Source organism: Pseudoalteromonas atlantica (genome assembly GCA_007988745.1).
In the GTDB taxonomy this organism is placed as follows: domain Bacteria; phylum Pseudomonadota; class Gammaproteobacteria; order Enterobacterales; family Alteromonadaceae; genus Pseudoalteromonas; species Pseudoalteromonas atlantica.
In genome coordinates this window covers 19,008-42,965 of record BJUT01000013.1, presented here as the reverse complement: position 1 = coordinate 42,965, position 23,958 = coordinate 19,008, and the positions used below count along the sequence as shown (strand labels likewise).

General features: G+C 42.6%; 20 protein-coding genes and 1 other RNA gene. 14 read left to right on the top strand and 7 right to left on the bottom strand.

Annotated elements, in window-relative coordinates; translation table 11 throughout:
• Window positions 1-10: 10 nt before the first annotated feature.
• From PAT01_RS08020 to PAT01_RS08000, 5 genes are all read left to right on the top strand, one after another.
• Window positions 11-529 (top strand): OmpH/Skp family outer membrane protein, encoded by a 519-nt coding sequence (locus PAT01_RS08020; RefSeq protein ID WP_004586927.1) that lies wholly within the window; start codon window positions 11-13, stop codon window positions 527-529.
• A gap of 7 nt (window positions 530-536) precedes the next feature.
• Window positions 537-1,559: a UDP-3-O-(3-hydroxymyristoyl)glucosamine N-acyltransferase gene (gene lpxD / locus PAT01_RS08015; protein ID WP_064386080.1), complete on the top strand. Its 1,023-nt coding sequence runs from the start codon at window positions 537-539 to the stop codon at window positions 1,557-1,559.
• A gap of 26 nt (window positions 1,560-1,585) precedes the next feature.
• The gene (gene fabZ, locus PAT01_RS08010) at window positions 1,586-2,038 is read left to right on the top strand and encodes a 3-hydroxyacyl-ACP dehydratase FabZ (protein WP_004586929.1); all 453 of its coding nucleotides are present in this window, start codon (window positions 1,586-1,588) and stop codon (window positions 2,036-2,038) included.
• Window positions 2,039-2,040: 2 nt separating this feature from the next.
• Window positions 2,041-2,811: an acyl-ACP--UDP-N-acetylglucosamine O-acyltransferase gene (gene lpxA, locus PAT01_RS08005; RefSeq protein ID WP_029773689.1), complete on the top strand. Its 771-nt coding sequence runs from the start codon at window positions 2,041-2,043 to the stop codon at window positions 2,809-2,811.
• A 138-nt stretch (window positions 2,812-2,949) separates the two neighbouring features.
• Window positions 2,950-3,336, top strand: coding sequence for a septal ring lytic transglycosylase RlpA family protein (locus PAT01_RS08000; protein ID WP_024033818.1), 387 nt, complete (start codon window positions 2,950-2,952; stop codon window positions 3,334-3,336).
• Between the two features lie 196 nt (window positions 3,337-3,532).
• On the opposite strand, the gene cydC is transcribed toward PAT01_RS08000, so the two are convergent.
• Genes cydC through PAT01_RS07975 form a run of 5 tightly spaced genes read right to left on the bottom strand, consistent with a single transcriptional unit; the run spans window position 3,533 to window position 9,926 of the window.
• Entirely contained in the window at window positions 3,533-5,275 is a 1,743-nt protein-coding gene (cydC, locus tag PAT01_RS07995) for a thiol reductant ABC exporter subunit CydC (RefSeq protein ID WP_138578427.1), read from the bottom strand.
• A complete protein-coding gene (gene cydD, locus PAT01_RS07990; protein ID WP_138578425.1) occupies window positions 5,268-7,040 on the bottom strand; it encodes a thiol reductant ABC exporter subunit CydD in 1,773 nt (590 codons plus the stop codon). Before cydD ends, cydC begins: the two co-directional genes overlap by 8 nt.
• Window positions 7,030-7,194, bottom strand: a complete 165-nt coding sequence (cydX, locus tag PAT01_RS07985) for a cytochrome bd-I oxidase subunit CydX (protein WP_004586934.1) — start codon at window positions 7,192-7,194, stop codon at window positions 7,030-7,032. The genes cydD and cydX overlap by 11 nt, the downstream gene beginning before the upstream one ends.
• 12 nt (window positions 7,195-7,206) lie before the next feature.
• On the bottom strand, window positions 7,207-8,346 hold the full coding sequence (cydB, locus tag PAT01_RS07980; RefSeq protein WP_138578423.1) for a cytochrome d ubiquinol oxidase subunit II: 1,140 nt from the start codon (window positions 8,344-8,346) through the stop codon (window positions 7,207-7,209).
• Window positions 8,343-9,926 (bottom strand): cytochrome ubiquinol oxidase subunit I, encoded by a 1,584-nt coding sequence (locus PAT01_RS07975; protein WP_138578421.1) that lies wholly within the window; start codon window positions 9,924-9,926, stop codon window positions 8,343-8,345. The genes cydB and PAT01_RS07975 overlap by 4 nt, the downstream gene beginning before the upstream one ends.
• 291 nt (window positions 9,927-10,217) lie before the next feature.
• On the opposite strand from PAT01_RS07975, the gene lpxB reads away from it, so the two are divergent.
• From lpxB to PAT01_RS07945, 6 genes are all read left to right on the top strand, one after another.
• Window positions 10,218-11,375: a lipid-A-disaccharide synthase gene (gene lpxB / locus PAT01_RS07970; RefSeq protein ID WP_029774233.1), complete on the top strand. Its 1,158-nt coding sequence runs from the start codon at window positions 10,218-10,220 to the stop codon at window positions 11,373-11,375.
• Complete coding sequence (gene rnhB, locus PAT01_RS07965) at window positions 11,365-11,967, top strand: ribonuclease HII (protein WP_096041417.1); 603 nt, start codon at window positions 11,365-11,367, stop codon at window positions 11,965-11,967. The genes lpxB and rnhB overlap by 11 nt, the downstream gene beginning before the upstream one ends.
• Window positions 11,968-11,970: 3 nt before the next feature.
• Window positions 11,971-15,462 carry a DNA polymerase III subunit alpha gene (gene dnaE, locus PAT01_RS07960; RefSeq protein ID WP_054983466.1) on the top strand — a complete coding sequence of 1,164 codons (3,492 nt, stop codon included), beginning with the start codon at window positions 11,971-11,973 and terminating at the stop codon, window positions 15,460-15,462.
• Between the two features lie 16 nt (window positions 15,463-15,478).
• Window positions 15,479-16,435, top strand: a complete 957-nt coding sequence (gene accA / locus PAT01_RS07955) for an acetyl-CoA carboxylase carboxyl transferase subunit alpha (protein WP_004586940.1) — start codon at window positions 15,479-15,481, stop codon at window positions 16,433-16,435.
• Between the two features lie 91 nt (window positions 16,436-16,526).
• Window positions 16,527-17,831 carry a tRNA lysidine(34) synthetase TilS gene (tilS, locus tag PAT01_RS07950; protein ID WP_138578417.1) on the top strand — a complete coding sequence of 435 codons (1,305 nt, stop codon included), beginning with the start codon at window positions 16,527-16,529 and terminating at the stop codon, window positions 17,829-17,831.
• Window positions 17,832-18,170, top strand: a complete 339-nt coding sequence (locus tag PAT01_RS07945; protein WP_004586942.1) for a hypothetical protein — start codon at window positions 17,832-17,834, stop codon at window positions 18,168-18,170.
• Window positions 18,171-18,238: 68 nt separating this feature from the next.
• Here the strand turns inward: PAT01_RS07945 and PAT01_RS07940 are convergent, their stop codons facing one another.
• Window positions 18,239-19,135 carry a GGDEF domain-containing protein gene (locus PAT01_RS07940; RefSeq protein ID WP_024033826.1) on the bottom strand — a complete coding sequence of 299 codons (897 nt, stop codon included), beginning with the start codon at window positions 19,133-19,135 and terminating at the stop codon, window positions 18,239-18,241.
• 133 nt (window positions 19,136-19,268) lie between these two features.
• On the opposite strand from PAT01_RS07940, the gene PAT01_RS07935 reads away from it, so the two are divergent.
• Window positions 19,269-21,242, top strand: coding sequence for a monovalent cation:proton antiporter family protein (locus PAT01_RS07935; protein WP_138578415.1), 1,974 nt, complete (start codon window positions 19,269-19,271; stop codon window positions 21,240-21,242).
• A gap of 127 nt (window positions 21,243-21,369) precedes the next feature.
• Here PAT01_RS07935 and PAT01_RS07930 read toward each other — a convergent pair whose 3' ends face one another.
• Window positions 21,370-22,515 (bottom strand): patatin-like phospholipase family protein, encoded by a 1,146-nt coding sequence (locus PAT01_RS07930; RefSeq protein ID WP_004586945.1) that lies wholly within the window; start codon window positions 22,513-22,515, stop codon window positions 21,370-21,372.
• 222 nt (window positions 22,516-22,737) lie between these two features.
• Here PAT01_RS07930 and PAT01_RS07925 point away from each other — a divergent pair, with 222 nt between their 5' ends.
• Complete coding sequence (locus PAT01_RS07925; protein ID WP_138578413.1) at window positions 22,738-23,613, top strand: DUF3014 domain-containing protein; 876 nt, start codon at window positions 22,738-22,740, stop codon at window positions 23,611-23,613.
• A 138-nt stretch (window positions 23,614-23,751) separates the two neighbouring features.
• An RNA gene (gene ffs, locus PAT01_RS07920) (signal recognition particle sRNA small type) lies at window positions 23,752-23,848 on the top strand.
• Window positions 23,849-23,958 lie beyond the last annotated feature (110 nt).

The window sequence follows — 23,958 nt, the reverse complement described above, 5'->3', positions numbered from 1 at the left end:
GGAGTTTTTTGTGAAAAAATTATTTAAATCAACAGCAGTAGCCGTGTTAGCAACATTGATGATGGGCACCTCTGCAAGTGCATTTGCCCACAAAGTAGGCATTGTTGATATGCAAGAGATCTACAAGCAAATTCCTCAAATGGCTAAAATTGAGCAGTCTTTACAAACTGAGTTTGCAGAGCGTCGTCAAGAGCTTGAAAAACTACAAGGCGACATTCGCTTTGAAGCAGAAAAATTTAAGCGTGAAAGCACTACAATGAGCCAAGCTCAAAAAGATGCACTACGTGATAAAATCCAAGGCATGCAACAAAACCTTGCTGAAAAAGGTCGTCCTTTAGAGCAAGAAATCAAAGCACGTCAAAACCAAGAGCTTGCTAAAGTTCAGGGTTTAATTATTAAAACAATTGAAGAAATTGCTAAAGATGGCGACTTCGATGAAGTTAAAGTTAAAGACACTACTATTTACTTTAACCCTAAAGAAGTAACTGATCTTTCAAGCAAAGTTGTATCAGCAGTTAGTAAGAAATAATCACTCTATGCAAAATTATACGCTTTCGCACATTGCGGAACTTCTAGGCGCCGAACTTCAAGGTGATGGCGCTTTAGAAATTACAAAAATAGCTACACTTGCAAATGCCCGTTCTGGGCATATTGCATTTTTAGCGAACTCAAAATATCGTACGCAGCTTGAAACCACACAAGCCAGTGCTGTTATTCTTAGCGAAGCCGATGCACCGTATTTTAGTGGCGCAAAAATCATTGTTGGAAATCCGTATGTGAGCTACGCAAAGCTTGCACAATTTATGGATACAACCCCGCAAGCGGCGCAGCAAGGTATACACGCTAGTGCGACTATTCACCCAAGTGCAACGGTAAGTGCAAGTGCTGCCATTGGCGCAAATGTAGTTATAGAAGCCGGTGCTGTGATTGGTGATAACGCACAAATTGGTCCGAACAGTTTCATCGGTGAACGTGTTAAAATAGGTTCTGGCACAAAGCTTTGGCCGAGTGTGACTATTTATCACGATGTTGAAATTGGCGCTGATTGTTTATTTCAAGCAAACAGTGTGGTTGGCAGTGACGGATTTGGCTATGCAAACGAGCGCGGGCAGTGGGTTAAAATTCCTCAGCTAGGCTCTGTGATTATCGGCGACAAGGTTGAAGTGGGCGCAAGCACAACAATTGACCGTGGCGCACTCGATAACACGATTATTCATAGTAATGTGATCATCGATAACCAATGTCAAATAGCACACAACGTTGAAGTTAACTCGGGTACTGCAATTGCAGGCTGTACTGTACTAGCAGGTAGTGTAACCATTGGTAAAAACTGCCAAATAGGTGGCATGACCGCAATTAATGGTCACATGTCAGTATGTGATGGTGTTATAATTACCGGCATGAGTATGGTGACTAAATCGATCACCGAGCCGGGTATTTACTCATCTGGTATGCCCCATACAACTAATAAAGAATGGCGTAAATCAATTGCCCACTTGCGTAATCTTTCAGACATGAAATCACGTCTCAAAGCGCTTGAAGCATTGGCTAAGTCATAACGTTGAACACTAATAAGGATGCTATTTTGGCAAACGAATTAAATAGCCTTGATATTCAAGAAATTTTAAGTTTATTACCACACCGCTACCCGATGCTTTTAATTGATCGTGTAATTGACTTTACGCCTGGCGAGTCACTGCATGCGATTAAAAATGTATCGGTTAACGAGCCTATTTTTACTGGTCACTTTCCAAATCAGCCAATTTTCCCTGGTGTGCTAATATTAGAAGCCATGGCGCAAGCCACCGGTTTATTAGGATTTAAAACAGTAGAAAACCGTAGCGATAACGAGCTTTACTTATTTGCTGCAGTAGATAACGCACGTTTTAAACAGCCAGTTATACCGGGCGATACAATGCATTTGCATGTAGAGTTTTTAAAAGAGCGTCGCAATATATGGAAATTTGCCGCTGAAGCAAGAGTCGACGGCAAGGTTGTATGTAGTGCCGAAATTATGTGTGCGAGAAGAGAGTTTTAATAGTGATCCATTCTACAGCAATAATCGAACCTGGCGCTAAACTAGGCAACAATGTCTCAGTTGGTCCATATAGCTATATTGGCAATGATGTTGTGATCGGTGATGACTGTATTATTGAGTCTCACGTTGTTATTAAAGGGCCATCTACTATTGGCTCTGGCAATCATATTTTTCAATTTGCGTCAGTAGGCGAAGCCTGCCAAGACAAAAAATATAACAACGAACCAACCACTCTTATTATGGGCGATAACAACGTTATACGTGAGTGTGCAACCATTCACCGTGGTACTATTCAAGACCAAGGTGTGACTAAAATTGGTAGCAATAACTTATTTATGGCGTATACCCACGTTGCTCACGATGCCGTAATTGGTAATAACGTTATATTTGCTAATAACGCAAGCGTTGCAGGCCACGTGCATGTAGGCGATTGGGTTATTTTAGGTGGTAACTCAGGTGTGCATCAATTTTGTAAAATTGGTGATCACGCATTTATTGGCATGTACTCAGGTGTTAATAAAGACGTACCGCCATTTGTAACCACCATTGGTATGCCAGCAGGCCCTGCAGCGACCAATAAAGAAGGTATGAAGCGTCGTGGCTTTGAAAGCGACGAAATTATGGCCGTACGCCGTGCTTATAAAGCGTTTTATCGTAAGAGCTTAAGTGTAGACGAAGCAATTGCCTCACTAAGTGAAGATGCCGCTAAGTACCCTGCAGTACAAACTATGATTGATTTTGTGAAAAGCTCTGAGCGCGGTATCGTAAGATAAGCGCCTTATGCTTTTTAAAAAAACCACCTAAGAGTAATCGCCGGTGGTTTTTTATTGCCTATAAAATATTTTAATTCAGTACACACTCAGCCACGTAAGGTTAACCTTTGCGCGAATTTTTATAATTAAAGCGCATCTATGTCTTTTACTAAGTTAATTTTTACCCTCAGTTTTTTATCAATTTTAGCTGCGTGTAGCAGCCAACCTATCGTTACCTCTGCTAATGGCGAGCGTACTCAGTTAGGTAAAGCCTCTTATTACGCTAATAAATACCATGGTCGCACAACAGCAAACGGCGAAACATTTAGTCAAAACGCATCCACTGCTGCGCATTTAGAATTACCCTTTGGTACAAAAGTGAAGGTTACAAACTTGGCAAATAACAAATCGGTGATCGTGAGAATAAACGATAGAGGCCCGTACGTTAGAGGGCGGGTTATTGATTTATCGTTAGGTATGTTTAAAAAAATTGCCGACCCTAAAGTCGGCGTTATAGATGTATCAATCAGCGTTTTAAATGATTAACTTGGTCTCTGGATAATATATCTATCTCAAGCAGCTATTTTTAGCGCTAACTGCGTTGAATTTTCTTGCAATAGGCTAGCTATTGACGCGTAAATTCGCCTTGTTTCCACTTAAAATTTCTAGCTAGAGAAAAACAGAATTAAGTTTCATTAATATTCAGTTGGGTAGTAAATCTCTTAACCAGAGTTCAAGTTATTTAAAACCGAGTAGTTAAGGCAACATAATCGGTATATGTTTCGCTAAGTTCTTTATGAGTGCCTTGCGCTACAAGGCTGCCATTTTCTAGCCAAATAATATTATCCATTTGCGCTAAAAGAGCTGGGTCGTGGGTAATGGTAAGTACGCTTGCGTTACTCATTACCTGCATAATAGCGCTCATTACCGTTTGCTTAGATTGGTTATCAAGCCCTTCTGTAGGCTCATCAAGTACTAAAATGGCAGGGTTTTGTAATAAAGCTTGCGCAATAGCTATGCGCCTTGATTGGCCTTGAGAAACACTTCTCCCACCTGTGCCTAAACGGGTTTTTAATCCATCTTGTAGCTCATTAAACCAAGGTTTTAGCTGTGCAAGGTTAATGGCTTCAAGCATTTCTTCTTTTGTGGCGCTTGGCTTTGCATAGCGTAAGTTTTCACTTAATGTGCCATCAAAAATATGATGCTGCTGCGCAAGTATATTAATAACGCTTGCGCGGGTGTTGCTGCTTAGTGCGTGGAGTTCTGCTGCGTTATTTTCATCGCTTAGCCTAATACTGCCTTGCTGCACAGGCCATAACCCGGTGAGTAAATTAACCAAGGTGCTTTTACCACTGCCGCTTCTGCCTACAATCGCTACTTTTTGCTGTGCTTTAAGGGTAAAGCTGATATTAGTTAAAGCACTGTGCTCTTGGTATTTATAGCCAATGTTATTAAGTGCCAAAGTTGTATTGTTTTTATCAAACTGCATCTCAACTAACTCAGCGCTATTAGCTTCTTGCGCTGTGACTTTATCTTCCAGTGTAAATAGTCGCTCAGCGGCTTTGAGTACACTGGGCAGCTCTATAAATGCATTAGGCAACAGTAATACAGTTTCAAAGCTTGCCAATACAAATAGGCTTAACATAGCAAGCTCAACATTTACCATAGCGCCGCTGTAAACCAAAGGCACAATAGTGACTATGGCGCCAAGCATAGCTAGCTGCACAACCAGCAAACTTAAACCGTCGCTATTTGCGAGTGCTTTATGGCGACTATAAAGTTGTTGGTTATATTGCTCGTTTAGTTCATTACATTTTGAAATTTGCCCAGCACGTGCCTGATAAATACTCAGCTCTCTAAGGCCGGTTAGGGTGTCAGAAAGCTCTGCTCTAAGTTGTGCACTGAGCTGTGTTTCTTTATGGCTATTTTTATTTAATTTAGCACTTAACAGCGCAGGTAAAACAACACCAATTAATAAAATGCCTATAAAACAAATAAGCGCAACATTGGCGTTATAAGCCGCCATAAACACCATAATTATGGGCACACTCAACAGCGCTACCAGCATTGGCAGTAATATGTTTAAGTAAAACTTATCAAGCGCATCCACGTCATTTTGTAAGCGGTTAACTAAATCGGCGCTGCGGCTCATTGCTAAATCTACATTGTTTAGCTTACTTAGCGTGGCAAACATATTAACGCGTATTTCACTAAGCAATAAAAACGTCGCGTTATGTGTTACTAAGCGCTCACCATAGCGTGATGCAGTTCGTACAATCGCTAAAAATCGAATAGTCCCTGCGGGTGTAAAGTAGTTCATTTGTACGCCTGCGATACCTGCTGCCGCCATTGAGGCTAAAAACCACCCCGATATAGCTAATAAGCCCACATTTGCAAGTACCGTTAACGTCGCTAAAAAAGTACCCAGTAGCATGGCTTTATAATGGGGGCGGCAAAGCTTTAATAGCCTAATAAAATTAGTCATTGTTTGCTCCTTGCGCTTGTAAATTAAGGAGTGATTTAAATGCGCCTTGTTGTTGCTCAAGTTGGCTGTAAGTCCCTTGCTGTGCTATTTCGCCATTTTGCATAACAAGGATATTGCTTGCGTTTTTGACTGTATTTAGCCGGTGGGCAATGACCAACACTAAGTGGCTTTTAGCGTAATTATTTATAGCCTGCTGAATAAGCTGCTCGGTTTGGCTATCAAGGTGGGCTGTCGGTTCGTCAAGCACTAAAATAGGCGCTTGTTTTAAAAACGCCCGCGCGAGGGCTATACGCTGCTTTTGACCGCCAGAGAGTCCTTCACCTTGCTCACCTATCAGGGTGTCGAACCCATTCTCTAACGTGTTTATAAAATCTAAGGCGCCCGCTTGGTGTGCGGCTTGCTCAAGCTCTAGTTGCGTAGCGGCTGGCTTGGCTATTTTTATGTTATCGCTAATGCTTTGATAAAAAAGCGTTGGGGTTTGTGGGATCCACGCAATTGCGTTTTGTAATGTGCTAATGCTTGTAGCATCAAGTGATTTATTATTAATGCTTATTTGTTCAATCACCTGCGGATGAAACCCTAATAAACAATCAAATAAAGTACTTTTACCTGAGCCACTAGCACCTACTACTGCCACTAGCCCTTTAGCGGGTAGCGTAAGGTTTATATTTTTTATGCCTTCGTTACTGTTTGGGTAGGTAAAGTTTAAGTTGTTTATGTTTATTGAGCTTATATGCTCCTCAAACTTTGTTTCATGTTGCTGTGATTGCTCAGGAAGTGGGGCATTTAAAATAGTGACCATATCGGCCGCAGCGCTTATGCCTTGCAAGCGGGCATGATAGTGACTGCCTAATTGGCGCAGGGGTAAGTAAAATTCTGGGGCAAGTAGTAAAACAACAAAGCCGGTTGCAAAATCAAGCGTACCAAAAAACAGTCTAAAACCAATGATTACCGCCACCAGTGCCACACTAATTGTGGCTAAAAATTCCAGCGCAAATGATGATAAAAAGGCAATTTTTAAAACACCGAGTGTAGCGTGTCTAAAGTCATCAGAAATTTTGGCTATTTGTTTAAGCTCTTGTTGCGTTGCGTTAAACAATTTAAGTTGTGTTAAACCTTGTACGCGGTCAAAAAAGTAATTACCTAGTACGGCCAGTTGCTGCCATCTTTTTTGATTTAACGCCTCGGCCTTTGAGCCCACCAAAATCATAAAAAACGGAATAAGCGGGGCGGTTAATAAAAATATTAAGCCTGCTTTATAGTCGGTTGGAAAAATAACCACCAAGATTGCCAGTGGAATAAGCGCGCTATAAGCAACGCCAGGCAAGTATTTAGCGTAGTAGTCGTGCAGTGCTTCAACGCCATCGTGCACGGTGTTAAGCGTTGCTCCTTGGCCGTGTTGTTCAATATAACTTGGGCCAAGTTGCGTTAATTTGGTCAATAAGGTTTGGCGCATAGCCGACTTTATTTTAAGTGCCGCATAAGCACTGAGCCTTTCACTGATAGCTAAAAACAGGGCTCTGAGTAAAATAATACCCGCAAGTGGCCAAAGTAAATGGGTTACTTGGTTAAGGCTTGCGCCTTCAAACATTACGTTATGAATAGTTTGTGCCAGTAAATAGGCGCCTGCAATCATTAAAATAGCGTTAAATGTGCCCAGTGCAATACTTAACTTTAACCATGCACCCGCAGGCTTACTTTGCCGTTTTAAAAAAGCGCGCAGAGATTGCTGCTGCGCGCGATTTGGTCGGGGATTAGTCGTCATCTTTTGTGTTGTTAGCTTCGTTTAGTAAATCGTGCATCGGTTGTTCATCATCAGCTATGCTGTTTTTATTTTGATGAAACTCGTACCACATTACATTTATAACACCTAAGGTACAGGCTAAAAGTACACCTAAAATCCAAGCGAAATACCACATAATTTAGTCTCCTTAGTAGCTACCGTGCGTGTTGTTTTCAATTTCGTCTACCGTTACTCTGCGCCACATTTTTACGTAACACCAGGTGGTGTAGGCCAAAATTAACGGAATAAATATAACAACAGCAACAAACATAATATTAAGTGTTCTGTGGCTCGACACCGCATCCCAAATAGTTAAGCTAATATCTGGGTTATTAACAGATGGCATAATAAATGGGAACAGCGACACACCCGCCGTCATAATAACGCCAATTAACATAATGCTGGTTGAAATAAGCCCTAGCGCTGGCTTGTTTAGTTTAGAGAACAGTAAAGCACTGAGTGCCATAACAAAGCCTAAAATAGGGAAGGTCATTGTCCATGGGCGCTCGCTGTAATTATTAAGCCACGCACCTTGCGCTGTGCTTACAACTTTTGCCAACGGATCTGCATGGCTTTGCGTATCAGGCATAGAAACAATTTGGTAGCCATTTATGTTTGCCACCCAAATACCAGCAGCCGCAAACAGTACAATAAATACCACTAATGCGTAGCGGCCATATTGCGCTGAGCGCTCTGCAACGGCATCTGCTGTGCGCAGTTGTAGCCACATGCCTGCATGGGCAATTAACATGGTGATACTAATTAAACCTGCCAGTAGGCCAAATGGGTTGAGTAAGCCAAAAAACGAGCCTTGGTAACTTACGCGCAGTAAGTTATCAATGTTAAACGGTACACCTAAAAATAAGTTACCAAATGCCACACCAAATACTAAAGCCGGAATGGCGCTGCCTGCAAATAAGCCCCAATCCCAGTTATTACGCCAGCGTTTAGAGTCTATTTTTGAGCGGTAATCAAAACCTAAAGGTCTAAAAAATAGCGCAAACAATACCAGCATCATGGCAAAGTAAAAGCCCGAAAATGCAGCGGCATACACCATAGGCCACGCTGCAAATAAAGCGCCGCCTGCGGTAATAAACCATACTTGGTTACCGTCCCAGTGGGCGCCAATGGTGTTGATTACAGTGCGGCGCTCTGAGTCTGTTTTACCAACAAGGCGAAGCAGCATCGCTACGCCCATATCCATGCCATCGGTAATTGCAAAGCCTATTAGCAGTACGCCAATGAGCAACCACCACAGCATTTTTAATGTTTCATAATCAAAAATCATAATTGCTCTCCTGCGTCTTTATCTGCTTTGTTTGGTAACTCAAAGTGATACTTGCCTGTATGTAACGAGCTTGGGCCTTGTTTAATAAAGCGCACCATTAACCAACCTTCTACAATAGCAAGGCCAGTGTAAAAAATAATAAACCCAGTTAAGCTAATTAAAATATCGTTTACCGTCAGTGACGAAGTGGCTAAAAAGGTCGGTAATATTTCTGATATAGCCCAAGGCTGGCGACCATATTCAGCAACGATCCAACCAAATTCTATTGCAATCCATGGTAGCGGAATACTTAATACTGCAGCCCACAGTAGCCAACGTTTTTGCTCAATAATACGGTGTGCGTTGTAATAAAATGCCAATACAAACACGGCCAGCATAGCTACACCACAGGCCACCATAATCCTAAATGACCAAAACATAGGCCCCACTTTAGGGAATGAGTCTTTAACGGCTTTTTGAATGTGCTCTTCTGTGGCATCTACTACATTGGGGGTATAGCGTTTTAGCAGCAAGCCATAACCTAAATCGGCTTTAAGAGAATCAAATTTAGCTATGTTTTCTTCGCTGTCATCGCCATTTCTTAGCTTTTGGAGGTATTCGTACGCTATCATGCCGTTACGAATGCGTACCTCGTGTTTTTTCTCTAAATCAGAAATACCAATAACTTGCTCATCTAAAGAGCGGGTAGCAATAATACCCAGTGCGTAAGGTATTTTTACTGCTGCATGCGTTACCTGCTCATCTGAGTCAGGAAAACCAAGCGCGGTAAACGCAGCGGGTGCTTCTTCGGTATGCCACTCAGCTTCTATGGTGGCAAGTTTTACTTTTTGAACTTCGCCTACTTCGTAGCCTGATTCGTCACCTAATAAAATGACACACAATATGGATGCTAAACCAAAGCCCGATGCCACCGAGAACGAGCGCTTAGCAAAGGCTAAATCACGGCCTTTTAATATGTACCAGCTACTAATGCCCAGTACAAACATAGAAGCGGCTACGTAACCTGCCGATACCGTATGAATAAACTTAACCTGCGCCACTGGGTTAAATACAAGCTCTGCAAAGCTGGTCATTTCCATGCGCATGGTTTGATAGTTAAACTCTGCCCCTACAGGGTTTTGCATCCACCCGTTAGCAATTAATATCCACAGCGCCGACATATTAGTACCTAGCGCCATTAAAAATGTAGCGCCCAAATGTTGGCGTTTAGTTAACCTATCCCAGCCTAAAAAGAACATACCCACAAAGGTCGACTCTAAAAAGAATGCCATTAAGCCTTCAATAGCGAGCGGGGCGCCAAATACATCGCCTACGTAATGCGAGTAATAAGACCAGTTAGTACCAAACTCAAACTCCATGGTCAGGCCCGTTGCCACCCCAATAGCAAAGTTAATACCAAACAATTTTCCCCAAAACTTAGTCATATCACGATAAATTTCGCGACCGGTCATAACATAAACCGATTCCATAATAACTAAAATCCAGGTCATACCTATGGTTAAAGGCACGAATAAGAAATGGAAGAGTGCGGTAACAGCAAACTGCAATCGCGATAGATCCACAAAGGTTTCATCTATCATTTTTGGCTCCTTGAGGGTGACGGGTTAACAAGGCAATTAATAATTGGCAAAGTTAAAATTAATGAACTTTCAGTAATTACTGAAAGTTTGGAATATTATTTACGTTTGCACAATTTTTGTCAATAAACATATTAGAAAAAGTTAATATATATTCACCATGCTACATCAGTATGAAATACAAACAATCGTTTGGTACTAAATTAGTTACAAATAATCGTTAATTTAAAGCGTTTAACCAAACATTAAAACACGGTAAACTAACCGCTATGAACGCCTGATAAATAAAGTCGAATGAATAAAGAGAAAAAACAACTACGTATTGGTATTGTGGCAGGTGAGCTGTCGGGCGATATTTTAGGCGAAGGCTTAATTAAAGCACTTAAAACGCACTTTCCAGATGCCATTTTTGAAGGCATTGCAGGGCCAAAAATGCAGGCGCAAGGCTGTAAAACGCTTTACGACATGGACGAGCTCTCGGTAATGGGGCTGGTTGAAGTATTAGGGCGTTTGCCGCGTTTACTTAAAATACGTAAGCAGCTGGTACAGCACTTTAAAGATAACCCACCCGATGTATTTATCGGTATTGATGCGCCCGATTTTAACCTACGCGTAGAAAAGCCTTTAAAAGATGCCGGTATTAAAACCATTCAATACGTAAGCCCGTCGGTTTGGGCATGGCGCGAAAAACGTATTCATACCATTAGTGCTGCCACAAATTTAGTGCTTGCTCTGCTGCCGTTTGAAAAAGAATTTTACGATAAGCACCAAGTACCGTGTACATTTGTAGGGCACACCTTAGCTGACGATATAGCGCTTGAGCACGACGATAGCCAAGCCCGCCAAGAACTTGGCCTAAATACCGACGACAAAGTACTGGCTTTACTGCCAGGTAGCCGTGGCTCAGAAGTAGGCTTACTCAGCGAAACCTATATAAAAACAGCTGCACAGTTACAAGCGCAAAACCCAGACCTTAAAATAGTGGTGCCGCTGGTTAACGAAAAACGCAAAGCGCAATTTAGTGAAATTTTAAATGCCACTGCACCAAATTTAAATGTAAACCTACTCGATGGTCAGTCAAAACTAGCAATGCAAGCAGCCGATGCTATTTTACTGGCATCAGGCACAGCAACGCTTGAAGGCATGTTGTATAAAAAGCCTATGGTGGTGGGTTATAAAATTAAGCCAATGAGCTATTGGATTTTTAAAACCTTGTTTACCTTTAATATTAAATATTTTTCACTGCCAAACTTATTAGCCGATGAAGAACTCGTGCCGGAGTTTTTACAAAGTGAATGTAACGTGGCTAATTTAACGGGCGCACTTACGCCTATGCTAAATACCGATAATAAAGAACTAAAAGCACGTTTTTTAGCCATCCACGAAAAAATTAGATTAAATGCCAGCAAACAAGCAGCCAAGGCTGTGGCGGAGTTAATAAATGCAAATTGAACGACCCAACGTAACCTTAATTGCCGGTGTAGATGAAGTAGGGCGTGGCCCGCTTGTTGGCGATGTTGTTACCGCTGCGGTAATACTTGACCCAGCGAATCCTATTGCAGGTTTAGCTGACTCTAAAAAGCTAACCGACAAAAAGCGCCAAGCACTGGCTATAGAAATAAAACAAAAAGCGCTGTGTTATGCCATTGGTCGTTGTAGCCCAACAGAAATTGACGAATTAAACATTTTGCATGCAACTATGCTTGCAATGACGCGTGCAGTTGAGGGGTTAAGTACGCAACCAGAGTTTGTATTTGTAGATGGTAACCGCTTACCTAAATTAGCTATGCCGGCTCAAGCAGTTGTTAAAGGCGACAGTTTAGTGGCTGAAATTTCAGCAGCCTCTATTTTAGCCAAAGTAGCGCGTGATGATGAAATGCTTGAGCTTGATACACGCTACCCGCAATACGGGTTTGCAGGGCACAAAGGGTATCCAACTAAAGCACATTTTGCAGCGCTTGAGCAATACGGCGCTATTGAAGAGCACCGTAAAAGTTTTAAGCCGGTACAACGTGTGCTAATGCAAGCAAAGGGCGAGGCATAAATAATGGCTGCTCCAGATTTTGTACATTTACGGGTTCACTCAGACTTTTCAATGGTCGATGGCTTAGCTAAAACCAAGCCTATTGTTGCTAAAGCGCAAGAGCTTGAAATGCCAGCGCTGGCAATTACCGATCAAATGAACTTTTGTGGTTTAGTACGTTTTTATGGCGCAACCCACAGTGCCGGTATTAAACCCATAGTGGGAGCCGATTTTTGGTTGCGCAGCCCAGAGTTTCCAGATGAGCCAAGCCGTATTACGTTGCTAGCTAAAAACAACGACGGTTATAAAAATATTACCTTATTAATATCTGAAGCTTACCAACGCGGGCATATATTTCATCGCCCAGTAATTGACCGAGAATGGCTAGTTAAGCACAAAGAAGGGCTTATTATTCTCTCAGGCGCAAAAGATGGTGATTTAGGTAAAGCCTTATTAAAAAATAACCCAGGCGTTATTGAATCTGTAGTGAGCTTTTATAAGCAGCATTTTAGCGATCATTACTATTTAGAGCTTATTCGCACCGACCGCCCGCTTGAAGAAGACTACCTGCATATGGCAGTAGAGCTTGCAGCAAAAGAGCAGCTGCCCGTTGTTGCCACAAACGAAGTGGTTTTTTTAAAGCCCGAAAACTTTGAAGCGCACGAAATTCGTGTGGCTATTTTTGACGGTTACACCCTTGATGATAAACGCCGCCCTAAACGATTTTCACAAGAGCAATACCTAAAAACGCCTGAGCAAATGGCCGAGCTATTTAGCGATATTCCTGAAGCGCTGCAAAATACGGTAGAAATAGCCAAACGCTGTAACGTAACGGTGCAACTAGGCACTTACTTTTTGCCTGATTACCCAACCGGCTCGTTAAAAATTGAAGACTTTTTAGTTAAGGTTTCAGAAGATGGCCTTGAAGAGCGCCTGCAGTTTTTATTCCCCGATGAACAAGAGCGACAAGAAAAACGAGGCGAATACGACGAGCGCTTAAAAGTAGAGCTTGGTGTAATTAACCAAATGGGTTTTCCAGGCTACTTCTTAATCGTAATGGAGTTTATTCAGTGGAGTAAAGATAACAATATTCCAGTGGGGCCAGGGCGTGGTTCGGGTGCGGGTTCATTAGTGGCGTATGCCCTAAAAATTACCGACCTTGATCCGCTTGAATTTGACCTACTCTTTGAGCGATTCCTAAACCCTGAACGTGTATCAATGCCCGATTTCGATGTCGATTTTTGTATGGACAGGCGTGATGAGGTAATTGACCATGTATCGGCATTGTATGGCCGTGATGCGGTATCACAAATTATTACCTTTGGTACCATGGCTGCAAAAGCGGTAATACGCGATGTAGGCCGTGTACTTGGCCACCCTTATGGGTTTGTTGATCGAATTTCTAAGCTGATCCCAGGGGATCCCGGCATGACGCTTGCCAAAGCGTTTGAGGTAGAGCCGCGTTTACAAGAAGCCTACGATGGCGACTCAGAGGTAAAAGATTTAATCGATATGTGTCGCATCCTAGAAGGGTGTACACGTAATGCCGGTAAACACGCCGGTGGTGTTGTAATATCGCCGACGACCATTACCGACTTTGCTGCACTTTATTGCGATGACGAAGGTAAGTTTCCGGTAACACAGTTTGATAAAAACGACGTAGAAACCGCAGGCTTAGTTAAGTTCGATTTCTTGGGCTTACGTACCTTGACCATTTTGCAGTGGGCTGTGGATATGACCAACGAGCGCATGAAGCGCGAAGGCAAAGCGCCCGTTGATATAAATACCATTCCACTGGATGATAAAAAAAGTATAGAGCTATTACTGCGCGCCGAAACAACCGCGGTATTCCAGCTAGAATCGCGCGGCATGAAAGACCTCGTACGCCGATTAAAGCCCGATTGCTTTGAAGATATGATTGCATTGGTCGCCTTGTTCCGCCCAGGCCCACTGCAATCAGGCATGGTAGATAACTTCATCGACCGTAAGCTTGGCCGAGAAGAAATTTCATACCCAGATGCCCAATACCAACACGAAAGCTTAAAGCCCATACTTGAGCCTACTTACGGCATTATTTTGTATCAAGAACAAGTAATGCAAATTGCCCAGGTACTAGCAGGCTATACGCTTGGTGGCGCCGACATGCTACGACGTGCAATGGGTAAGAAAAAACCCGAAGAGATGGCCAAGCAGCGTTCAACCTTTGAAGAAGGCGCACGCAATAATGGTATAGACGGCGAACTGGCAATTAAAATTTTCGACCTGGTAGAAAAATTCGCAGGCTATGGTTTTAATAAATCTCACTCGGCAGCGTATGCACTGGTTTCGTACCAAACGCTGTGGATGAAAACGCACCATCCGGCAGAATTTATGGCTGCGGTAATGTCGGCCGATATGGATAACACCGACAAAATAGTAATCTTGGTGGATGAATGTGAAAACATGAAGCTCACCTTATTACCGCCTGATGTAAACGCCGGAGAATTTAAATTTACGGTAAACCTGCAAGGTGAAATTGTTTACGGTATTGGTGCTATTAAAGGCGTAGGTGAAGCGCCGGTAGAGGCCATTTTAGAAGCGCGCGCAAAAGGCGGCCCATTTAAAGATTTATTTGATTTTTGTGCCCGTGTAGATTTAAAACGCTTAAATAAACGTGTGACCGAAAAATTAATTTACGCTGGGGCACTTGATCAACTCGGGCCAGAGAAAACCCAAGCAGGGCGTGCAACATTACTGGCAAGTTTAAAAGATGCCATGCGCGCTGCCGATCAGCACAACAAAGCTGAGCAACTTGGGCAAAGCGATTTATTTGGCTTACTGGCCACCGAGCCTGATGAAGTTGAGCAAGCCTTTATTAAAGCCACACCGCTTACTGATAACCAATGGCTTGATGGCGAAAAAGACACGCTAGGCCTTTATTTAACAGGGCATCCGATAAATCAGTATCGTCGTGAACTTAGACATTACACAAGCGGCAAGCTGGTGGATTTACAGCCAACAAATCGTGATGTACTCTCTACGGCGGCGGGTTTAGTTATTTCAGCGCGGACCTTAATTAATAAAAAAGGAAATCGTTGGGGCTTAATAACTTTAGATGACAAGAGCGCCCGTATTGATGTACGCTTGTTTCCTGAACAGTTCGAAATGTACCAAGAAATGCTTCAAGTAAACAATATCTTGGTAATATCTGGACAGGTCAGCTTTGATAACTTCTCCGGTGGCATTACAATGACCGCCAGAGAAATAAACACCATTGCTCAAGCGCGTGAAAAACGCATTAAAGCGATTAAAATGACGCTGAACATGGTGCAAATCGAGGCAGGTTTCTTCGATAAATTACAAAAAGTACTCGAACCTTATAAAATGGGAACGTGTCCGATCAAGGTTTATTACCAGCGCCCCGATGCGTTGGCTCAATTAACCCTAGGGATCGAATGGTGTGTTACGCCGAGCGACGACTTAATTCATAAGTTATCACTCATGGCGGCACAAGATGTAGAACTAGAATTTAACTGATTAGGTAGTTTAGAGCATGAGCCTCAATTATCTTGATTTTGAGCTTCCGATTGCAGAATTAGAAGCAAAAATTGAAGAATTACAAAGCATAAGCCGCGCTGGCGAATTAGACCTTGAGTTAGAAGAGGAAGTCAGCAAATTAAAAGAAAAAAGCGCTAAGCAAAAAGAGGAAATATTCTCAAATTTAGGCGCTTGGCAAGTATCGCAGTTAGCGCGTCATCCGTTGCGTCCTTACACTCGAGATTATATCGAGCGCATTTTCACGGAATTTGACGAGTTTGCAGGCGATCGTACTTTTGCTAACGATCCGGCTATTTTAGGCGGTGTTGCACGTTTAGATGGCGAACCAGTAATGGTGATTGGTCAGCAAAAAGGGCGTGATACTGCTGAAAAAATTAAACGTAACTTTGGTATGCCAAAACCAGAAGGCTACCGCAAAGCGCTACGTTTAATGGAAATGGCCGAGCGTTTTAAAATGCCAATTATGACCTTTATAGACACGCCAGGGGCATACCCAGGTGTGGGCGCTGAAGAGCGCGGTCAGTCTGAGGCAATTGCACGTAACCTAAAAGTAATGGCGGCACTTAAAGTACCCACAATTTGTACGGTTATTGGCGAAGGCGGCTCTGGTGGTGCATTAGCCATTGGTGTTGGCGACAGAGTTAACATGTTGCAATACAGCACGTACTCAGTAATTTCGCCAGAAGGCTGTGCTTCAATTTTATGGAAAAGCGCCGATAAAGCACCACTTGCCGCAGAGGCAATGGGTGTAACAGCAGAGCGCGTTAAAGAGCTTGATTTAATTAATAACTTAGTTGAAGAGCCTTTAGGCGGCGCACACCGCAATTACGATGCAATGGCACGTAACTTAAAAACACGTTTAAAACGTGACCTTGCTGACTTACAAGCGCTATCGCTTGAAGACATGCTTGATCAACGCTACAAACGTTTAATGTCGTTTGGTTACTGCTAATTAGCTAACCAACACATTTATTGTTAAAAAAGGCCGCTTATGCGGCTTTTTTGTTTTAAAATACTGCAAACATTAAATTTATAGCGTATCCATGCAAGCATCACCTATTTATCAGCACGTTAAACACGCCCTTGAGCACTTCTTTAAGCAGCAGCAGTATAACTTTACGGTGGCGCTTTCGGGTGGCGTGGATTCGGTGGTATTGCTTCATATAATGCACTTATTAAAACAAGCGCAACCAAAGCTAAACGTAAACGCGATTTATGTTAATCATGGTTTAAGCCAATACGCTAATGACTGGCAGCGCTTTTGCCAAAACTTGTGCGCTGAGCTAAATGTACCGTTTAATGCCGCGCAGGTAACAATAAACCCGCAAACACGAACAAGCCTTGAAGCGCAGGCACGTGAGGCGCGTTACAAAGCACTTGATGAGCTAAGCCCCGCGGGCAGTGTTATTTTGTTGGGTCAGCATTTAAACGATCAAATAGAAACGTTTTTACTGCGGTTAAAGCGCGGCTCTGGCTTAAAAGGGTTAGGCGCAATGCAAAAAATGCGTGAATTACAAAGCGGGCGAATATGCTACAGGCCGCTTTTAAACATAACGCGCAGTGATATAGAGCACTTTGCCACAGAGTTTAATATTACGCACATTACTGATGACTCAAATACCGATGAGCGTTTTGATCGTAACTTTTTACGTGCACGTGTAGTGCCTTTACTTGCAAAGCGCTTTAAAGGTTTTGAGCACTGTGCTGGGCGCAGCATTGAGTTACTACAGCAACAACAAGCGCTACTTGATGAGTACACTGAACTTGATTTAAAACAAAGCATAAACGCCCATCAAGCACTGAGCGTTAGTCAACTAACCACCTATAGCAACGTGCGCATAACCAATGTGGTTCGTGCATGGCTTAGCTTATTTACCCAAGTAATGCCCTCACAAAAGCAACTTTTTCAAATAATTAACCAAGCCATAAATGCGCAGGCTGATGCGCAAATGCAAGTTGATTTAAGCGAGGGGCAAATACGACGCCATCAAGGGTATTTGTATTTTGTTACACCACACACATTATTAGCCGATGAAGCGCTAACGGGCAATGAGCTTGCGCTTGATGATGGGCGCGTATTAATAAAGCAACAAGGTAAAGGCCTACGTGCCCCTTTACCAAACGAGCAAGTCACCGTGCGCTTTAATTGTAATAGTGCGCGTATAAAGCCGTTAAAAAAGCCAGGCAGCAATACGCTTAAACACTGGTTTAAAGATGCAAAAGTAGCCCCGTGGTTAAGGGAGCGCGTACCTTTAATATTTTATAACGACGAGCTTGTGCAAGTTGTTGGTTATTTTGTAAGTGAAAAACACCAAGACGAAAACGGCATTTTTTGGGAGTGTAAATAAATGAAAGATCAGCCACATGTAGGCTTATCGCTAGTTAGCAAAGCGCCAATGGGTATGTTAATAACAGCGTTAGTTGCTGTTATAGCCAATGTATTACTAGAGCTTAATATTATTACGTTAGGTTATGCCGTTGTGGGCGGGGTGGTATCGGCGGTATTACTGCTTGCCTACTGGTTAGGTAAAGGCGGGTTATTTTTTATTTTAGGTGTAAGTTTACCATTGGTTTTAGTGTTATTTACCCCGCTTGCAAGCATAACAGCATTGCTTAATTTAGTGAGCGGCTTCTTTTTTGGCTTTTGTGCAGCCTTGTTTGTTTATAAATTACTGGCTAATAAATAATTAATTTGTAATAAAAAAGCTCAGCGGGGGGAAGCTAAGCTTTTATAAATAATAGAGTTATATAAATACTAATATGCTTTTGCGCAGTTGCGCCCAGAGGCTTTTGCCTTATATAAGCCTTTATCGGCTCTAGCAAATATTTCTGTTTCGCAATCTTGGCTATTGGCTAGGGTAAAGCCAATGCTGGTGGTTACTTTATATTTAGACATTAAACTTGAGTTTCTGACTAAGTGCATAATGCGCTCAGCAACCACTTTGTTTGTTGTAAACTCAGGGTCTTCAATAATCAGCGAAAACTCATCGCCACCAAATCTAAACACCGAGTCTGTGCCGCGTATACTGCTACAAAGTACCTGCGAAAATTCTTTTAAAACATCGTCACCTACTTTATGACCATAGTTGTCGTTTACTTGCTTAAAGTTATCTAAATCAAGCAGCATTAAACTAAAAGGGCGCTGGTAACGGCGGCAGTTTTCGAGCTTTTGCGATAACATGTCATTAAATTGGCTACGGTTATTTAACCCAGTGAGCGCATCTTTTGTGGCAAGTTTTAACACTCGGCTGTACATCATTGCGTTACGCAGTGGGTACACAAGGGCGCTGTGCAAGGCACGTAATTTGTTTTCAATCGCTTTACTAATAGGGTATTGGCTAAAGTAAATTAGCTGTCCTAAGTGCTCGCGACCAATAGCTAAATCGTAAGAGTACGGGCTAGTGTTCGTGTTGCTATCTGAGGTTTGTGCAGTACCGAGCGTTGATTGAAACTGCAGCCCTGAAAAGTTAAGTAGCTGTTTGGCAAATTTTGCATAAATAGCCAACACATCTTCTATTACTAGGCTTGTTTGTAGCTCGGTAACTAAATCGTGCGTTGCCGCTGTTTCGTTAGTGTGTGTTTGCTCTGCCGAAAACGGCAAAAAATCGCCGCGCCCAGACACGCGTTGTGTCAAAATATGGACATTTTCCATTAAAATCTTCCCCCAGGGTGTTACTTTGCAATAACTAAGCTATTTTTATGCCATATTTTAAAATTGCTTGATAAACATATGGTTGCTATATTTAAAGTTCATTCCGTAGTTTAATTGACGCTGGAGGCCGAATTTGCAAAGTATAAACGCTCAAATTTTTGGCTTGTTAGTGGCGGCGGTGCTTTTTGTATGGTTTTTTAAGCGCATTGGCTTGCCGCCTATTTTGGCGTATTTAGCAACAGGCGTTTTAGCGGGCAGCCATGGCATTGGTTGGCTTGCTCAATCTCACGAAATAGAGTTTATTGCTGAGCTGGGCATCGTATTTTTACTGTTTAGTTTAGGGCTCGAGTTTTCTATATCGCGGCTAATGGCCATGCGCAATATTGTGTTTGGACTGGGCTCGTTACAAGTTGGTGTTACCAGCTTGCTCTTCATTATTATTTTATATTGCTTAAATTTTAGCTTACTCACTAGCTTTACCATTGGCACAATTATGGCGCTTTCTTCAACCGCGGTGGTGGTTAAGCTATTAAAAGAAACTGGCGAACTAAACCAGCGCCGTGGGCAACTGGCGGTGGGCGTATTACTGTTTCAAGATATTGCCGTTGTGCCCCTACTTATTATTTTGCCATTGTTTGCCTCAAGCGATTCGCAAAGTATTAGTTGGGCGCTGGCATTTGCGCTTACAAAAGGCGCGTTTGTGTGCTTATTACTGTGGGCGATTGGTAAATGGGTGCTGCCTAAAGTATTTAAAGAAATAGCGCAGGTACGAACCGATGAACTGTTTGTGCTTACCACAATTTTGGTGGCGTTATTTGCCGGCTTTTTAACTTACATGTTTGGTTTATCAATGGCGCTTGGGGCATTTTTAGCTGGCATGATGCTAGGAGAGAGCCATTACCGCCATCAGCTAGAGGCTGATATTAGGCCATTTCGCGATATTTTAATGGGGCTGTTTTTTGTAACTGTGGGAATGCAGCTCGATATTTTATTTGTGCTTTCACATGGTTTTGTAATTATTGGCGCGTTATTTGGCTTGTTAATATTAAAAATTACCGTGCTGGCATTAAGTGCCAGATTAATGCATGAGCGCAATCAAGACTCGCTAGCCTGCGGCGTTATGCTGTGGCAAATGGGAGAATTTGGGTTTGTGCTTATTGCTCTGGCAAGTCAGCATGAGTTGCTCAATTCAGAGCAAGCCTCGTTTTTAATTGCCTTAGGGGTGCTTTCGATGGCGCTAACCCCGTTTTTAATTGATAAAACCCCACTAATTTTAAAGCAATTAGGTATTTTAGATCACCCCAGTATGGCGAGGGAGAGCGAGCCTAAAAGTAGCATCTTATATAACGATCACGTGGTTATTTGTGGCTTTTCACGCGTAGGACAAACTATAGCGCGATTTTTAAAACCCGAAGCCATAGATTACGTTGCCATAGAAAGTAACCCTATTTTAGTACAAGAGGGCAAAGCCGCAGGTGAGCCAGTAATATTTGGCTATGTAAAACAAAAAGATATTTTAAAGTGCGCAGGGGTAGAGCGAGCACGCTTAGTGATTATTACCTTTACAGAGCTTGAGCATGCCCACGTTGTAATAGACGCAATAAAGCAACTTGCACCCAACGTTAAAATACTAATAAGAACCCGCGACGACAGCCAATTAAACAACTTAAAAGAGTTGGGTGTTACTGAGGTGGTGCCTGAGTCGTTAGAGGCAAGCTTAATGTTGGTTTCGCATGTGTTGTCGATGTCGGGTGTACCGATGACACGTATTGTGCGCCGTGTTAGTAAAGAGCGCCGTAATCGCTACCCGCTTATGCAAAGTTTTTACGCCGGTTACTTTAAAGATAACGAAGAAACCTCCTCTGAGCGCTTAGAATATTTACACGTAGTTGCGTTGCCAGATCAAGCCTATGCGGTGGATAAAACAATAGACGAGCTTAACTTATCTAAACGCCGCGTGACTGTAAAAGCTTTGCGCCGAGAGGGGCAAGAAATAGACGACCCATCAACCAGCACCACATTGTGCGCAAACGATGTATTGGTATTGCAAGGTAAGCCTAGGCGGGTAGAGCGAGTAGAGCATTACCTACTCGATGGGCTTGAATAAAAAGCATTTTTTTACTGACATAGATGCAAGTTATTAAAATAACACAGGTAGTTGTCCAGCTCAGTTGGTTTTAAAGCTTGCTCTGCGATTAAATAGCCCATAGAACAGGTTTTAAGGCCAACATTAGTTAATCGAGCTCTAAAAATTGGCGTATTTCGGGTAGTTTTTTCATGCCATCTTCATAGCCAATTTGAATTAGGTGCTGAGTGTAGCGTTTTTCAAACAACAAATAGCTGGTTAAACTCGATTGCGAGTGCTTTTTTACCCCAATTGTGCGTAGCAGCAACTTAATTGCCCACGGCATATCGCTGTAGTATTGCGCGGCAATATCGTTAAAGTTTTTTGATGGATTAATAATACAGGTTTCTATTTGTTTCAGCTCTTGATGTTTGTCGCGCGCCGGAAGCAGCCCTAAAGTGCGATTTACACGCTCAAGGCGCTCAAGGTCAGCTTGCATGGTGTCGCTAAATACACTATCGAGTAAATGCCCAGCAACCGCAGAAAGCCCAGGGTAGTGGGGCGAGTAACCCGCCGGATGCGACTCTTTTGGTTGGTCTACCCCAATAATAAATATTTTTTCAGCCCCTAAATGAATGGACGGGCTAAGCGGTGAGAGCTGGTGAATAGAGCCATCGCCAAAATAGTGGTTAAATACATTAACACTTGGAAACACCATAGGAATGGCGCTTGATGCCATTAAATGCTCAACATTAATGCGCATAGGGCGACCTTCGCGCTTGGCACGCTGCCAAGGTGTTTGTGTATTTGACTGAAAAAACGCAACAGAGTCACCGGTTGTATAGCTTGAAGCGGTAATAGAAATCGCTTCTAAATAATTACGGTGTAAATTACGTTCAATGCGGTGCAGGTCTAAAATTTCGTTTAATAAACCGCGCAAAGGGCGGTTATTTAGCAAACTGCCTGGCGGGTGGTTTATGTGCTCAGACTGAAAACTGGTTAAAATATTGCGCGCAATATGGCCAAACACACTTAAAAAGTCGCTTTTGTAGACCATAGACGTTGAAAAGTTTTTCCAAACAGACTCAAGTTTACGCACGGCCAAATGCGCACACGAGGCATAACAGGCCAAAGCTGCAGAATTAATCGCGCCTGCAGAAGTGCCGTTAATAATTCTAAATGGTAAAGGCGCGGTGCGGGGCATACTATGAGCAAGCGCTTTAAGCACGCCCACTTGATAAGCAGCGCGAGCGCCACCACCTGTCAGTAATAGGGCTATTTTAGGTTTATGTGGGTCAACTTGCTGGATTTTCATAGTGGTTTTTGAACTGCTTAACGTCTTTTCTTTATTTATCAACTTTAAGTCTTTAAGCTAGAAGAATCAAAGAATAACTGAGTTACTATGGCTCGTTGTTCTAATTAGTAAGTGTAGGTTTATGTTGTAAAGCCTATATTTAAAGTAGTAGTGATTACCGATAGTGAATTTTTTCCACTCAGCGTACTCTGAGTAATATGCATTTAAATTTATGGAGTTTGTATGTCAGATAAACCAGAAGCGTCAGATGTTCAAAAACGTCCGCCTAAAAACAATTTTTTATTCGCCGTTATTATTTTAATTATTTTAGTGTGTGCCGCTGCGTTCGTCCTGCTATCGCCCACTGACGAGCCAGAAACTCGCACAGAGGTAGAGCAAACACCAAAAGAACAGCCAGTGATGGAGTTAAAGCCAGAAAACGACCCTGTGGTAGATGCGCCATCAGTTAAGCCTGAAAAGCCAGCAGAGCTAAGCGTACCTGCTCAACGCCCAGCTGAGCCAGAGCCGGTTGTAGAGCCATTACCAACGCTTGATGAAAGCGACACCGTAGTGGTTGCCAAAATGGATGAATACCTAAGCGACTCGGTAATGAGCCTAATGGTAACCGACGATGTAATTCGCCGTGGCGTCGTATTTATAGACAATATAGCCAAAGGCAAAATTGCTAAAAAGCATACGCCAGTGGTTAAACCCGAAGAAGAATTTAGCGTAAACGAAGGAGACATTTTAACAATTGACCCTAACAGCTACGAGCGCTATACACCGTATGTAAAAGTATTTACGAGCATGAGCGCCGCCCAAGCTGTGCGTATGTACGAGCAATACAAGCCATTAATTAACAACGCGTACAGTGAAATTGGTTACGGCGATAATGAATTTAATCAAACGCTAGAAGATGCTATTGAGTTATTACTTGATACACCGGAGCCAGAAGGCGAATTACCGCTACTGCGAGACTCGGTTACTTATCAGTATGCGTTTTCTGAATGGGAGCAATTACCGGCTGCACAAAAGCAGCTGTTACGTATGGGCCCAGAAAACATGAAAAAAGTAAAAGCAGCACTGCGTAAAATTAAAGCCGAGTTAGAGCGTAATTAATAGGCATTAAAGGCTGTTTTTAACCGCGATTGTATATGAAGTATGCAATCGCACTTTCTTTTTTGATTATCCCTTGAATAACACACCAAAAGTAGAGATAATCCTTCCCGCGCCAACCAAGGCCCTCAATGGTAGTCTTATTGGTCCTCTCGCAACACTAGCAGGCGAACCTGGTCAGGCCCGGAAGGGAGCAGCCACAGTTTGTGACGTGTGTGCCGAGATGTGGCTGGTAAGACTGCCACCCAAATTCCTCATTTGGGTGAAAATATATTCCTTTTAAATTATTCCTTAGTGACACCGTTAAATATTTAATATTACGAGTATCGATTTTCCACTATTACCGCT

Excerpts from the sequence above, each read along its gene's own strand:
- lpxB (WP_029774233.1), top strand. The coding sequence starts at position 10,218 with ATGAATAAAGAGAAAAAACAACTACGTATTGGTATTGTGGCAGGTGAG.
- PAT01_RS07940 (WP_024033826.1), bottom strand. The coding sequence starts at position 19,135 with ATGGAAAATGTCCATATTTTGACACAACGCGTGTCTGGGCGCGGCGAT.
- tilS (WP_138578417.1), top strand. The coding sequence starts at position 16,527 with ATGCAAGCATCACCTATTTATCAGCACGTTAAACACGCCCTTGAGCAC.
- cydC (WP_138578427.1), bottom strand. The coding sequence starts at position 5,275 with ATGACTAATTTTATTAGGCTATTAAAGCTTTGCCGCCCCCATTATAAA.
- PAT01_RS07930 (WP_004586945.1), bottom strand. The coding sequence starts at position 22,515 with ATGAAAATCCAGCAAGTTGACCCACATAAACCTAAAATAGCCCTATTA.
- cydX (WP_004586934.1), bottom strand. The coding sequence starts at position 7,194 with ATGTGGTATTTCGCTTGGATTTTAGGTGTACTTTTAGCCTGTACCTTA.
- PAT01_RS07925 (WP_138578413.1), top strand. The coding sequence starts at position 22,738 with ATGTCAGATAAACCAGAAGCGTCAGATGTTCAAAAACGTCCGCCTAAA.
- accA (WP_004586940.1), top strand. The coding sequence starts at position 15,479 with ATGAGCCTCAATTATCTTGATTTTGAGCTTCCGATTGCAGAATTAGAA.
- cydB (WP_138578423.1), bottom strand. The coding sequence starts at position 8,346 with ATGATTTTTGATTATGAAACATTAAAAATGCTGTGGTGGTTGCTCATT.
- cydD (WP_138578425.1), bottom strand. The coding sequence starts at position 7,040 with ATGACGACTAATCCCCGACCAAATCGCGCGCAGCAGCAATCTCTGCGC.
- rnhB (WP_096041417.1), top strand. The coding sequence starts at position 11,365 with ATGCAAATTGAACGACCCAACGTAACCTTAATTGCCGGTGTAGATGAA.
- PAT01_RS08000 (WP_024033818.1), top strand. The coding sequence starts at position 2,950 with ATGTCTTTTACTAAGTTAATTTTTACCCTCAGTTTTTTATCAATTTTA.
- PAT01_RS07945 (WP_004586942.1), top strand. The coding sequence starts at position 17,832 with ATGAAAGATCAGCCACATGTAGGCTTATCGCTAGTTAGCAAAGCGCCA.
- PAT01_RS07975 (WP_138578421.1), bottom strand. The coding sequence starts at position 9,926 with ATGATAGATGAAACCTTTGTGGATCTATCGCGATTGCAGTTTGCTGTT.
- lpxD (WP_064386080.1), top strand. The coding sequence starts at position 537 with ATGCAAAATTATACGCTTTCGCACATTGCGGAACTTCTAGGCGCCGAA.
- dnaE (WP_054983466.1), top strand. The coding sequence starts at position 11,971 with ATGGCTGCTCCAGATTTTGTACATTTACGGGTTCACTCAGACTTTTCA.